The organism is Pseudomonas sp. ZL2 (assembly GCF_054788455.1).
In genome coordinates, this window is record NZ_JBGOGX010000049.1 from 1 (window position 1) to 12,599 (window position 12,599).

Annotated in this window: 10 protein-coding genes; 4 read left to right on the forward strand and 6 right to left on the reverse strand. The window is 64.5% G+C overall.

The window, feature by feature from the left end:
• Nucleotides 1-456: 456 nt before the first annotated feature.
• From ptsP to ABM562_RS22485, 3 genes are read left to right on the forward strand one after another with little or no spacing between them, the layout of a single operon-like run.
• Nucleotides 457-3,315 carry a phosphoenolpyruvate--protein phosphotransferase gene (ptsP, locus tag ABM562_RS22475; protein WP_460423366.1) on the forward strand — a complete coding sequence of 953 codons (2,859 nt, stop codon included), beginning with the start codon at nucleotides 457-459 and terminating at the stop codon, nucleotides 3,313-3,315.
• On the forward strand, nucleotides 3,315-4,265 hold the full coding sequence (gene pfkB / locus ABM562_RS22480; RefSeq protein WP_460423367.1) for a 1-phosphofructokinase: 951 nt from the start codon (nucleotides 3,315-3,317) through the stop codon (nucleotides 4,263-4,265). The genes ptsP and pfkB overlap by 1 nt, the downstream gene beginning before the upstream one ends.
• A complete protein-coding gene (locus tag ABM562_RS22485) occupies nucleotides 4,262-5,998 on the forward strand; it encodes a PTS fructose-like transporter subunit IIB (RefSeq protein WP_460423369.1) in 1,737 nt (578 codons plus the stop codon). Before pfkB ends, ABM562_RS22485 begins: the two co-directional genes overlap by 4 nt.
• Here the strand turns inward: ABM562_RS22485 and ABM562_RS22490 are convergent, their stop codons facing one another.
• The gene (locus tag ABM562_RS22490; protein WP_233674192.1) at nucleotides 5,999-6,229 is read right to left on the reverse strand and encodes a DUF3820 family protein; all 231 of its coding nucleotides are present in this window, start codon (nucleotides 6,227-6,229) and stop codon (nucleotides 5,999-6,001) included.
• A gap of 203 nt (nucleotides 6,230-6,432) precedes the next feature.
• Between ABM562_RS22490 and ABM562_RS22495 the strand changes: the two genes are divergently transcribed.
• Nucleotides 6,433-6,909 carry a PA2169 family four-helix-bundle protein gene (locus tag ABM562_RS22495; protein ID WP_115085341.1) on the forward strand — a complete coding sequence of 159 codons (477 nt, stop codon included), beginning with the start codon at nucleotides 6,433-6,435 and terminating at the stop codon, nucleotides 6,907-6,909.
• On the opposite strand, the gene ABM562_RS22500 is transcribed toward ABM562_RS22495, so the two are convergent.
• From ABM562_RS22500 to ABM562_RS22520, 5 genes are all read right to left on the reverse strand, one after another.
• Nucleotides 6,906-8,399 carry a GGDEF domain-containing protein gene (locus ABM562_RS22500; protein ID WP_134061419.1) on the reverse strand — a complete coding sequence of 498 codons (1,494 nt, stop codon included), beginning with the start codon at nucleotides 8,397-8,399 and terminating at the stop codon, nucleotides 6,906-6,908. The two genes, ABM562_RS22495 and ABM562_RS22500, sit on opposite strands and share 4 nt — an antisense overlap.
• Nucleotides 8,400-8,593: 194 nt before the next feature.
• Nucleotides 8,594-9,925 carry an OprD family porin gene (locus ABM562_RS22505; protein WP_115085342.1) on the reverse strand — a complete coding sequence of 444 codons (1,332 nt, stop codon included), beginning with the start codon at nucleotides 9,923-9,925 and terminating at the stop codon, nucleotides 8,594-8,596.
• A gap of 206 nt (nucleotides 9,926-10,131) precedes the next feature.
• Nucleotides 10,132-10,347, reverse strand: coding sequence for a hypothetical protein (locus tag ABM562_RS22510; RefSeq protein ID WP_115085343.1), 216 nt, complete (start codon nucleotides 10,345-10,347; stop codon nucleotides 10,132-10,134).
• 218 nt (nucleotides 10,348-10,565) lie between these two features.
• A complete protein-coding gene (locus tag ABM562_RS22515) occupies nucleotides 10,566-11,948 on the reverse strand; it encodes a heavy metal sensor histidine kinase (RefSeq protein WP_115085344.1) in 1,383 nt (460 codons plus the stop codon).
• Complete coding sequence (locus ABM562_RS22520; RefSeq protein WP_115085345.1) at nucleotides 11,923-12,597, reverse strand: heavy metal response regulator transcription factor; 675 nt, start codon at nucleotides 12,595-12,597, stop codon at nucleotides 11,923-11,925. The genes ABM562_RS22515 and ABM562_RS22520 overlap by 26 nt, the downstream gene beginning before the upstream one ends.
• Between the last annotated feature and the right edge of the window lie 2 nt (nucleotides 12,598-12,599).

Consider the following 12,599-nt stretch of genomic DNA (forward strand, 5'->3'; position numbering starts at 1 on the left):
CCTGTGGGAGCTGGCTTGCCAGCGATGAGGCCAGTGCAGCCAACAAAGTAGGTGGCGCTTGGGTTGCGACCGCTTCGCGCTCGATCGCTGGCAAGTCCAGCTCCCACAGAGTTGGCGCAGTACCTGTGGGAGCTGGCTTGCCAGCGATGAGGCCAGTGCAGCCAACAAAGTAGGTGGTGCCTGGATTGCGACCGCTTCGCGCTCGATCGCCGGCAAGGCCAGCTCCCACAGAGTTGGCGCAGTACCTGTGGGAGCGGTGCAGCTCCAGCAATACGACAAGCAGGGCTTCATTGATCGCACATTATCGAGTAACGTGCTCGTGAATCTAGATTAAACGTTTCAGCAGGCGATTTTCTGCCGATCCATTCGCCTGGACAGGGCCATTGCAACTGGCCTTACGCTGAACAATTCACAACAATACCTCAGCACCCACCTGGTGCTGCAAAGGAGAAGGTCATGCTCGAGCTCACCGTGGAGCAGATATCCATGGGCCAATCGGCTGTGGATAAGTCGGCGGCGCTGCACCTGTTGGCCGAGCGCCTGGTCAGCGATGGCCTGGTTGCCGACGGCTATCTGGCCGGCCTGCAAGCCCGCGAAGCGCAAGGCTCGACCTTCCTCGGCCAAGGTATTGCCATCCCCCATGGCACCCCCGAAACCCGCGAGCTGGTGCATGCCACCGGTGTGCGCCTGTTGCAGTTCCCCGAAGGGGTGGACTGGGGCGATGGCCAGATCGTCTACCTGGCCATTGGCATTGCCGCGCGCTCCGATGAACACCTGCGCCTGCTGCAACTGCTGACCCGCGCCCTGGGCGAGACTGACCTGGCCGAAGCCCTGCGCCGCGCCAGCTCCGCCGAAGCCTTGCTCAAGTTGCTGCAAGGCGCGCCGCAAGAGCTGGCCCTGGATGCGCAGATGATCGGCCTGGGGCTGCCCGCCGAAGATTTTGACGAGCTGGTGTGGCGCGCCGCGCGCTTGCTGACCCGTGCAGAGTGCGTTGGCGGCGGTTTTGCCGGGGTGTTGCAGCAGGTTGATCCGCTGCCGCTGGGCGAGGGCCTGTGGTGGCTGCACAGCGAGCAGGCGGTGCGCCAGCCGGGCCTGGCCTTCGTCACCCCGCAACAGCCGCTGCGCCACAACGGCCAGCCGGTGCATGGCCTGTTCTGCCTGGCCAGCCTCGGCGCTGCGCATCAAGCCTTGCTTGAGCGCTTGTGCACGCTGTTGATCGAAGGCCGCGGCCAGGAGCTGTGCCGCGCCACCAACAGCCGCACCGTACTGGAAGTGCTGGGCGGCGAGTTGCCCGCCGACTGGCCGAGCGCGCGTATCGGCCTGGCCAACGCCCACGGCTTGCATGCGCGCCCGGCCAAGGAGCTGGCGCAACTGGCGAAAAATTTTGCAGGCGAGATTCGCCTGCGCCTGATCGACAGCGCCCAGCCCGCAGTGTCGGCCAAGAGCCTGAGCAAGCTGCTCAGCCTCGGCGCACGGCGTGGGCAGATTCTGGAAATCATCGCTGAACCAGCCATTGCCAACGATGCCTTGCCTGCGCTGCTGGCAGCGATTGAAGCGGGCCTGGGCGAAGAGGTGGAGGCGCTGGCGCCGGTCGTCGAGGCGCTCATCGAGGTGATGGCCGAGCCTGAGCTTGTCGCACCTGCAGCCGGTGCGCTGATCCAGGGCGTTGCCGCCGCACCGGGCATTGCCAGTGGCCCGGCGCATATCCAGGTGCTGCGCGAGTTCGACTACCCGCTGCGCGGTGAGTCGCTGCCGATTGAACGGCAACGCCTGCAGCAAGCGCTGGCCAATGTGAACCACGAAATCGAAGCGCTGACCCAGCGCAGCCCGGCCAAGGCCATCCGCGAGATTTTCGTCACCCACCAGGAGATGCTCGCCGACCCGGACCTCAGCGACGAAGTCGACCAGCGCCTGCGCCAGGGCGAAAGCGCGGCGGCGGCGTGGATGGCGGTGATCGATGCCGCCGCGCGCCAACAGGAAGCCTTGCATGATGCGCTGCTCGCCGAGCGCGCCGCCGACCTGCGCGATATCGGTCGGCGGGTATTGGCCCAACTGTGTGGCGAAGCCGAAGTGCCGGCGCCGGAGCAGCCTTATGTGCTGGTGATGGAGGAGGTCGGCCCGTCGGATGTGGCGCGACTCGACCCGCAACGGGTGGCCGGGATTCTTACCGCCCGTGGCGGCGCCACCGCCCACAGCGCCATCGTCGCCCGCGCCCTGGGTATCCCTGCCGTCGTTGGCGCTGGCGATGCCGTGCTGCTGATTGCCCCGGGCACGCCGCTGCTGCTCGACGGCCAACGCGGTCGCCTGACCGTGGCGCCAGCCGCTGACGAACTCGAACGTGCCCTGGCCGAACGTGACCGTCGCGAGCAACGCCTGCAAGCCGCCAAGGCCCGGCGCCTGGAGCCGGCGATCACCCGCGACGGCCATGCCATCGAGGTGTTCGCCAATATCGGTGAAAGCGCCGGGATCGAAGCGGTGGTTGATCAAGGCGCCGAAGGCGTCGGCCTGCTGCGCACCGAACTGATTTTCATGGCCCACCAGCAAGCCCCCGACGAAGCCGTGCAAGAGGCCGAGTACCGCCGCGTGCTCGATGGCCTCGCCGGTCGGCCGCTGGTGGTGCGCACCCTCGATGTCGGTGGCGACAAGCCGTTGCCCTACTGGCCGATCGCCAAGGAAGAAAACCCTTTCCTCGGCGTGCGCGGCATTCGCCTGACCCTGCAACGCCCGCACGTGATGGAAAGCCAGCTGCGTGCCCTGCTGCGGGCCGCCGGCGACCGGCCGCTGCGGATCATGTTCCCGATGGTCGGCCAGCTCGAAGAGTGGCGCCAGGCCCGGGCCATGGTCGAGCGCCTGCGCGAGGAAATCGCCGTCAGCGACCTGCAGCTGGGGATCATGATCGAGGTGCCGTCGGCCGCCTTGCTGGCGCCGGTACTGGCCCAGGAAGTGGACTTCTTCAGCATCGGTACCAACGACCTGACCCAGTACACCCTGGCCATCGACCGCGGCCACCCGAGCCTCTCGGCGCAAGCCGACGGCCTGCACCCGGCGGTGCTGCAGCTGATCGACATCACCGTGCGCGCCGCCCATGCCCATGGCAAGTGGGTCGGGGTGTGCGGCGAGCTGGCGGCCGATCCGCAGGCGGTGGCGCTGTTGCTCGGCCTTGGCGTCGATGAGCTGAGCGTTGCGGCAAGGAGCATTGCCGAGGTGAAAGCCGAAGTACGTGAACTGAATTTTGAACATGCCCGGCAGCTGGCGCGCCAAGCGTTGCTGCAGGGCAGTGCCGGCGCAGTGCGGGCACTGGTGGAGACCCGTTGATGGCCAAGATACTGACCCTGACCCTGAACCCGGCGCTGGACCTCACCGTCAGCCTCGACAGTCTGCAGGCAGGTCAGGTCAACCGCAGCCAGGCGCAGCACAGCCACGCCGCCGGCAAGGGCCTGAACGTTGCCCAGGTGCTGGCCGACCTCGGCCATAGCGTGACCGTGGGCGGCTTTCTCGGCCGCGACAACCTGGCGCCGTTCGAGGCCCTGATCGCCCGCCGTGGCTTTGCCGATTGTTTCGTGCGGGTGGCAGGCGAGACCCGTTGCAACATCAAACTGGTCGAAGCCAGTGGCCAGGTCACCGATATCAACGGTCCCGGCCCGCAGGTCGATGAGCAAGCGCGCCTGGAACTGCTGACCCGCCTGGAGCAGATCGCCCCCGGCCACGCTGCGGTGGTGGTCGCTGGCAGCTTGCCGCGGGGCATCAGCCCGCAGTGGCTGCAGATGCTTCTGGCCCGGCTCAAGGCCATGGGCCTGAAAGTGGCCCTGGACAGCAGCGGCGAAGCCTTGCGTGCCGGGCTTGCCTGCGCACCGTGGCTGGTCAAGCCGAACACCGACGAGCTGGGTGAAGTGCTGGGCAGCGCTGTGCATGACTTTGCCCAGCAGCAACAAGCGGCGACCCGCTTGATCGGCCAGGGCGTCGAGCATGTGGTGGTGTCCCAGGGCGAGCAGGGCGTCAACTGGTTCCGCCAGGGCAGCGCCCTCGGCGCCGTGCCGCCCAAGGTCAAGGTAGCCAGTACCGTCGGTGCCGGTGACTCGCTGCTGGCGGGCATGGTCCATGGCTTGCTGAGCGCCGATAGCCCTGCGCAAACCCTGCGCCGGGCCACGGCGATTGCCGCCCAGGCGGTGACCCAGATCGGCTTCGGCATCAATGACCGGGCGCAACTGGCGCAGCTGGAAAGCCAGGTGCAGCTGACAGAAGAACAACAAGAGGGTTGCAGATGAACATTGCCATCGTCACCGCCTGCCCCAATGGCCAGGTGTCCAGCGTGCTCAGCGCGCGCCTGCTGGCAGCGGCAGCCCAGCGCCAGGGCTGGAGCACCAGCGTCGAAGTGCACGACCCGCAGCAACCCGAGCGCCAATTATCCGAAGCCGCGATTGCCGCCGCCGACTGGGTGCTGGTGATCAACACCGGCCCGCTGGACCTGCGCCGTTTCGCCGGCAAGCGCCTGTACCAGAGCACCCCGGCGCAAGCCCTGACGGAGGTGGAGAATTTTCTGCGTGAAGCGGCCGACAAGGCTGTGGTCTATCAGCCCGAAGCCGAGCAGGTAGCAGCCCCTGTCGAGCGCAGCGCCAAAGTCGTCGCGGTCACCGCCTGCCCGACTGGCGTCGCCCATACCTTCATGGCCGCCGAAGCCCTGCAGCAGGCGGCGCAGCAACTGGGCTACCAGCTCAGCGTCGAGACCCAGGGCTCGGTGGGCGCGCGTAACCCCTTGTCGGCAGCGGCCATTGCCGAAGCCGATGTGGTGTTGCTGGCCGCCGATATCGAGGTGCCCACTGCGCGGTTTGCCGGTAAGCGCATCTACCGCTGCGGCACCGGCGTGGCCCTCAAGCAGGCCCAGGCGACGCTGAAGAAAGCCCTGGCCGAAGGCCGCGAAGAAGCTGCCGCGCAAGGCGACAGCGCAGCCCCGGCCCGCAGCGAAAAAACTGGCGTGTACAAGCACCTGCTCACCGGCGTGTCGTTCATGCTGCCGATGGTGGTGGCCGGTGGCTTGCTGATCGCGCTGTCGTTCGTCTTCGGTATCGAAGCCTACAAGGAGCCCGGCACACTGCCTGCCGCCTTGATGCAGATTGGCGGTGACGCGGCCTTCAAACTGATGGTGCCGTTGCTGGCCGGTTACATCGCCTATTCGATTGCCGACCGCCCAGGGCTGGCGCCGGGGATGATTGGCGGCTTGCTGGCCAGCACCCTGGGCGCGGGTTTTATCGGCGGGATCGTCGCAGGCTTTCTCGCCGGTTACAGCGCCAAGGCCATCAGCCGCTGGGCACGCCTGCCCAGCAGCCTTGAAGCACTCAAGCCGATCCTGATCATCCCGCTGCTGGCCAGCCTGTTCACTGGTCTGGTGATGATTTACGTGGTCGGCAAACCGGTGGCCGGCATGCTCGAAGGCCTGACCCATTTTCTCGACAGCATGGGCACCACCAACGCGATTCTGCTTGGGGTGTTGCTGGGCGGGATGATGTGCGTCGACCTGGGCGGGCCGATCAACAAGGCGGCCTATGCGTTCTCGGTCGGGCTGTTGGCTTCGCAGAGTTATGCACCGATGGCCGCGACCATGGCTGCGGGCATGGTGCCGCCGATTGGCCTGGGCATCGCCAGCTTCATTGCCCGGCGCAAGTTCGCCCAGAGCGAGCGCGAAGCCGGCAAGGCGGCGCTGGTGCTGGGCCTGTGCTTCATTTCCGAGGGGGCGATTCCGTTTGCCGCCAAGGACCCGCTGCGAGTGATCCCGGCCAGTGTCGTCGGTGGCGCGCTGACCGGCGCCTTGTCGATGTATTTTGGCTGCAAGCTGATGGCGCCCCATGGCGGCCTGTTCGTCATGCTGATCCCCAATGCGATCAACCATGCCTTGCTGTATGTGCTGGCGATCGTCGCCGGCAGCCTGCTGACGGCGCTGGTGTATGCCGTGCTCAAGCGCGGTGAAGGGGTGGAACTGGCGGTGCAGCCCGCCAAGGCCTGATCAGCTGCGCGGTCGCGGGTGCTTCTTGCGCAGGGGCACCAGCAGGTCGCTCAGGCCGTTGTGATCGACCTCGTGCATCAGCGCCAGCAGGCCACCGAGCTCGCCCTTGGGAAAGCCCTGGCGGGCGAACCAGTTGAGGTAATCACCAGGCAGGTCGGCGATCAGCCGGCCCTGGTACTTGCCGTAGGGCATTTCACGGGTGACCAGCAGGACGAGGGCTTCCGGGTTCATGGCAACGCTGTTCTTTGAAAGGATGAGGCCAACATACATGCAATCTGCATGAAGGCCAAAGGACAGTTCATGCAGAACGCGTGGAAGTCATAAGTTCATTTAATTTCAAGTCATTGAAAGTAAACGATATTTTCTCAATTATCAGGCTGGCACGAACCCTGCTCCGATCTATTGCATCTTCCCTCATGCAAAGGAGCAATGTCATGACTACCCCCAACAAAGAAGTCGTCTCGGTTCTCAACGAACTGATCGAGTTCAGCAAGGATGGCGAAAAGGGTTTCAAAACCTCTGCCGAGGATGTGAAGAATCCCCAGCTGAAAAGCTACTTCATCCAGCGTGCTGGCGAATGCGGTACCGCTGCCGCGGAACTGCAGCAGCAAGTGCGCAGCCTCGGTGGCGATCCGGAAACCTCTACCAGTGTCAGCGGTGACCTGCACCGTGGCTGGGTCAACCTGAAGTCGATGCTCACCGGCAAGGATGAAGCCGCTGTGCTCAACGAAGTCGAGCGCGGCGAGGACCATGCCCTGAAAGCCTACAAGGACGCCCTGGAAAAACTGGCCCGCCTCAACACCCTGCCAAGCAGTGAGGTCTATGCCCTGGTTGAGCGTCAGTACCATGGCGTGCAGCGCAACCATGACCAGGTCAAGGCCCTGCGCAACGAGGCTCGCGCCCGCTCTTAAGCGGCGGCTTCGACCCGGTTGCGACCGTTGCCCTTGGCACGGTAAAGCGCCTCATCGGCAGCGCCCAGCAAGGTCTGAAGATCTTGCTGGGTGCCTGGCGTGTGGCAACCGATGCCGATGCTCACGGTGACCGGCGCCGTGTCATCGCCAAACGGCGGCAGCGCTTCGACTGCCGCGCGAATACGCTCAGCCAACAACCGCGCCCCTGCCAGTTCGGTCTCCGGCAACACCACCAGAAACTCCTCGCCACCGTAGCGCGCGGCCAGGTCGGCCGGGCGGCGGATGCTGCTGGCTATTGTTGTGGCCACTTGGCGCAAGGCGGCATCACCGCCCGGATGACCATGGCGATCGTTGAACGCCTTGAAGTGATCGACATCGACCATCAGCACTGCCAGCGGCCGGGCATTGCGCTGGCTGCGTGCCCATTCCTGGCGCAGTACCTGGTCCAGGCGCCGGCGATTGGCGAGGCCAGTCAGGCTGTCGGTGGCGGCGAGGGCGGCCAGGCCTTGTTCGGCGCTCTGCCGGCGGCGCAATTCGCGGCCCAGCAGCAAGGTCAGCCAGAGAATGCCGATGCACAGCACACCGGTGGCCACGCTGACCAGCAAGGCCGTGCGCCGCCACGACTCGAAGACTTCGTCGGCGGAGTGGGCGACGATAACGATCAGCGGCAAGTCGCCGACCCGGGCAAAAGTAAACAGCCGTTCTTTGCCGGTGCGGGTGGAGACGCCGGCAAAGGTGCCGCTGACATCCGCGCGCATGCGCTGAAAATTCGGCCGGTCGCTGTAGTTCTGGCCGATGCGCGGTTCGTCGGGCGTGCCCGGCTGGCGCACCAGCAGGGCGCCATCGGTGTTCATCAGGTTGATGCTGCTGTCGCTGCCGATATCTAGACGCTGGAACAGCGTGCTGAAGTACGACAGGCGCAAGGCGCCGGCAGCAACCCCGAGAAACTCACCGTTGGGCCCGGAAATGCGCCGGCTGAAGCTGATGCACCAGTCCAGGTCGCCCAGCCGCGCCTTGAATGGCTGGCCAATCAGCAGGCCCAGGTTGGGGTTGTTGCGGTGCTGCAGGAAGTCTTTGCTGTCGGCGAAATTGGCCTGGCGCGGGATGGCGCTGGTGGAGTCGGCGACTACATTGCCCGTGGCATCGAGCCAGAGGATATCGCCGCGTACCGGTGCGGTAACGGCCTGGTTGAAGAGAATCTGTTGGCGCAGCTCGGCGGGTACGGCGAGCAGTTCCGGGCGCTGTACGGCCCAGATCAGGCCTTGCAGCGAGAGGTCATAGAGTTCGACATTGCGCACGATGTCGCTTTCGATCAGTTGCACGATGTTGCTGGCCGAGCGTGCGGCGGCCTGTTCGACGCTGCTGCGTTCGCGCATCAACAGGAAGGTGACAATGGCAACGATGGCGAGCACCGCGAGGCAACTGCCCAGATTGAGGATCAGCTCCGGATGAGACTTGTACAGGGTGGATCGCTGGGATCGGGTGGGCAACGTCATGGTCACTGATGCCGAAGACCGTCTGGAAAGTGCGGTATTACTGCGCGGCGGCCGTATTCTAGGGGCCTGGGGATTGTCGGACAAGGATTTAATCGTGTCGTCTGACGAATGCAGGAGCGGGCTTGCCCGGCGATTGCAATGGGCCAGGCACATCGCATCGCGAGTCAAGCTCGCTCCTGCATTGCCGATCAGAAAATGTTCAGCGGGTAGTCAACGATCACACGGTACTCATCGACATCGTTGTCGATATGCGAGTAGCCCTGGGTGCCACGGTGCGAAGCCCAGCGCAGCAGCACCGAAAGGTCCTTGAGCTGGCCTTCCTGGAATACGTACCGCAGGTCGACGTCGCGTTCCCAGTGCTGGGCGTTCTCGCCGTCGGCGTTGTACCAGTGGCCGTAGCCGACGCTATTGGGGTCGACCTTGCTCATGTCCAGCTCACCGCGCGAGTAGGACACCACCGAGCTCAGGCCCGGGATCCCGGCACCGGCGAAGTCATAGGCGTACTTGAGCTTCCACGAGCGCTCGTTGGGGCCGTTGAAGTCCGAGTAGATCTGCGAGTTGTCCAGGAAGATGCTGTCACCCTGGTTGATGTAGTCGAACGGCGTGTTGCCGTTGACCCGCTGGTACACCGCGGTAAGGCTGTTGTAGCCGACGTTGACGGTGAAATGCAGGCTGTAGGTGTTGTTGTCGATGTGCCCGAGCAGCGCCTGACCGGTGTCCTGGGTGTGATAGAAGTGCAGGCCGGGGTTGAGGCTGACCAGCTCGTTGACCTGCCAGGTGTAGTCAACGTCGAAGTAGTACTGGTTCCAGATGTCCTCGAGCTCGGCGGCATACAGGCTCGAGGTCAGGTTCGGCACGCCGCTCCAGGCCACGCCGGCCCAGTTCAGGTGGCGGCTGTCGCGCTCGTCCTGCAACTTGCTGTAGAAGGTGTTGATGCGCCGATGGCCGCTCTGGTTGTAAGGCTTGGTGAAGCTGGCCTGGCCGGCTTCGAGCATCACCCCGTCAAAGCTGTTGTTGGTGACGCTGACGCCGCGGAAGGTCTGCGGCAGCATGCGCGACTCGCCCCCGGCGATCACCGGGTTGGTGAGGAACAGGTCGCCGGCCTTGAGCACGGTGTCAAACGCCTTGAGCTTGAGCGCAGCACCGGCCGTGGAGAACGAATCATGGGCCTTGCCCGGTTCGCCATCACCCTTGGTGTTGATCGGCAAAATGCTCGAGCCCGAGGTACCGCCGCCGCCGTCGAGTTTCAGCCCGAGCATGGCGTAGGCATCGAGGCCGAACCCGACCGTGCCCGGAGTGTAGCCCGATTCGAACTTGCCGAGAAAACCCTGACCCCATTCGCGGTTGTCACGCACACCTGGCAGCAGCTGGTTGCGGTTCAGGTAGTAGTTGCGTGCGTGCACGTTGAGGCTCGACCCTTCGATAAAACCTTCGGCCTTTTCCTCGTCGGCCTGGGCGGTGAAGGGCATCGTTGCAGCCAATGCAACGAACAGCGGGGTGAAGCGTAAAGCAGTGTTCACCGGTGTGGACTCCTTGGGGTGAATGTACGGCAGTTTTTATTGTGCGAAAGACGGTCTTGTCATGAACAAACGAGCCAGAGCGCTGGCACTTTTCGACACACGAAAAAAAAGCCGCTGATCGGCAGCGGCTTTGAAAGACAACCGCACAGGCGCTCAAGTCACCTGTGCGGCCATCGAGGGAGTCGAAGGGGTGGAACGTGGGCCGATCAGCTTTCGGAGGCGTCACTCGCATCAGCCTTGGAAGCGGTCTGTTCCAGGCTTTGCGCCTGCTCGGACTTCTGTGCGGCGATGGCTTCCTGGAGGACGGCGGCACGCTCGGCATTTCGGGCAACAAAGGCCTGGGATTCTTCAGCCATGGCCAGTGGCGACAGCAACAGGGACGACAGGACGAATACGCTGGCAACACCCATACTGTTGGACATTTGCAATAACCTTCTTGCTTGGCAAGAGTGAATTAGGTCTGAGTAAATTAGTCGGAAATGGGTGGGGGAAACAGTGACTTTTGGGATAAGCACTGTTGCGTCAAAGGTAATAGTTGACCGGGGGCTGCTTTCGCAGCCCATCGCTGGCAAGGCCAGCTCCCACAGGAGTGGCGTGCACCGATCTATTGTGGGAGCCGGCTTTGCCGGCGATGAGGCCCTCAAGCCGGCAACAAGATCCCGAAGGTATTGGCCCCCGCCTGGCTGCGCACAAACACACTGCCGCCGTGCATCAGCGCAATCGCCTTGACGATCGCCAGGCCCAGCCCGTGGTTGCCACTGCCACTGTTGCTGCGCGCCGCATCCACCCGGTAGAAGCGCTCGAACAGCATCGCCAGGTGCTCCTCGCCAATCGCCGGCCCCGGGTTGCTCACGGCGATACTCACCTGGCCATCCTGCTCCTCGATGCGCACCTGGATCACCTGCTCGGGCAGGGTGTGCTGCACCGCGTTGTTCAGCAGGTTGATCAACGCCCGGCGCAACTGGGCCTTTTCGATCCGCGCCTGGGCATCGCCACTGACCTGCACGCGGATGTGCGCGTCTTCGAGGATGTAATCCAGGTAGTCGAGAGTGGTCGCCACTTCTTCGGCAAGCGAGGTGGAGGTCAGCGCCGTGGCCTTGCTGCCCTGGTCGGCGCTGGCGAGGAACAGCATGTCGTTGATGATGCTGCGCAGGCGTTCCAGTTCCTCGAGGTTCGATTGCAGCACCTCGAAGTAGTGCTCGGCACTGCGCCCACGGGTCAGGGCCACCTGGGTCTGGCCGATCAGGTTGGTCAATGGCGAGCGCAGTTCATGGGCGACGTCGGCGTTGAAGGCTTCCAGGCGGCTGTAGGCCAGGTCGACGCGTTCCAGGGTCGAGTTGAAGGCGCTGGCGAACTGCGCCAGCTCCGGCGCCAGGTCGGCCAGTTGCAGGCGCCCGCTCAGGCGCGGTGGCGCCAGCTTCTGGGCTTCGGCCGAGAGCGCCAGCAGCGGCCGCAGGCCAACCCGCGCGACCCAGTAACCGAGCAACGAGGCCAGCACCACGCCGAACACCGACAGGCTGATGATTGCCACCAGCAAGGTGTGCTGGGTGTGCCAGAAGGTCTCGGTGTCGATGCCAATCAAAAAGCGCAGGGCCGGCCGCGTGCCCATGGCCGGCAGTTCGCTGACCAGCACCTTGTACGGATAGGGGCTGCCGGCCAGGTGCAGGTCGCGCATGCCCAGCGGGCCCTGGGCGAAGTTGCGGAGGCTGGCGTCGGGTTGGCCGTATTCGAACGGGCTGGCGCCGCTCACCACCCAGAAGCGGATGCGCCGGTCTTCTTCGCTGAGCAGGTTGAGCTTGTTGGTGATCTTCAGCCAGTGCTCGCGGGTGTCGTAGCGGGTCAGCGATGACTCCAGCACGCTGAAGCGCGCTTCAAGCTCTGCGGTGGGCAGCAGGTCGAGGCTGCGGTCGACCTGCTTGTACAGCGCCGTGCCGATCAGCAGGAACACGCCCAGCGCGACCAGGGTGAACAGCGCGCTCAGGCGCAGGGCGATGGAGTTAGTCGGCACGGTTTTCCAGAACATAGCCCATGCCCCTTATGGTGTGCAGCAGTTTGGTTTCGAAAGGGCCGTCAAGCTTGGCGCGCAGGCGCTTGATCGCTACCTCGACGACGTTGGCGTCGCTGTCGAAATTGATATCCCAGACCAGCTCGGCGATGGCCGTCTTGGACAGGATTTCACCGTGCCGCCGGGCCAGCACGCTGAGCAACGAGAACTCCTTGGCGGTCAGCTCCAGGCGTTGCCCGGCGCGGCTGGCCTTGCGGCTGATAAGGTCGACCCAGAGGTCGGCGACCTGGATCTGCACCGGCTCATGGGCGCCGCCGCGACGGGTCAGGGCCTGCAGGCGGGCGACCAGTTCAAGGAAGGAAAACGGCTTGCCCAGGTAGTCGTCGGCGCCTTCGCGCAGGCCATGAATGCGGTCTTCGACCCGCTCGCGGGCGGTGAGCATGATCACCGGCGTCTGCTTGCGCGCGCGCAGGGCGCGCAGCACGCCGTAACCGTCGAGGCCCGGGAGCATCACATCGAGGACGATCACCGCGTAGTCACCTTCCAACGCCATGTGCAGGCCATCGATACCGTCGCGCGCCAGGTCTACGGTAAAGCCTTGCTCGCTCAGGCCGCGGTGCAGGTAGTCGGCGGTTTTTGCTTCATCTTCGATAATCAGCACACGCATGA

Coding starts and splice junctions, on each gene's coding strand:
- ptsP (WP_460423366.1), top strand. CDS start 457: ATGCTCGAGCTCACCGTGGAGCAGATATCCATGGGCCAATCGGCTGTG.
- pfkB (WP_460423367.1), top strand. CDS start 3,315: ATGGCCAAGATACTGACCCTGACCCTGAACCCGGCGCTGGACCTCACC.
- ABM562_RS22485 (WP_460423369.1), top strand. CDS start 4,262: ATGAACATTGCCATCGTCACCGCCTGCCCCAATGGCCAGGTGTCCAGC.
- ABM562_RS22490 (WP_233674192.1), bottom strand. CDS start 6,229: ATGAACCCGGAAGCCCTCGTCCTGCTGGTCACCCGTGAAATGCCCTAC.
- ABM562_RS22495 (WP_115085341.1), top strand. CDS start 6,433: ATGACTACCCCCAACAAAGAAGTCGTCTCGGTTCTCAACGAACTGATC.
- ABM562_RS22510 (WP_115085343.1), bottom strand. CDS start 10,347: ATGTCCAACAGTATGGGTGTTGCCAGCGTATTCGTCCTGTCGTCCCTG.
- ABM562_RS22515 (WP_115085344.1), bottom strand. CDS start 11,948: ATGTTCTGGAAAACCGTGCCGACTAACTCCATCGCCCTGCGCCTGAGC.
- ABM562_RS22520 (WP_115085345.1), bottom strand. CDS start 12,597: ATGCGTGTGCTGATTATCGAAGATGAAGCAAAAACCGCCGACTACCTG.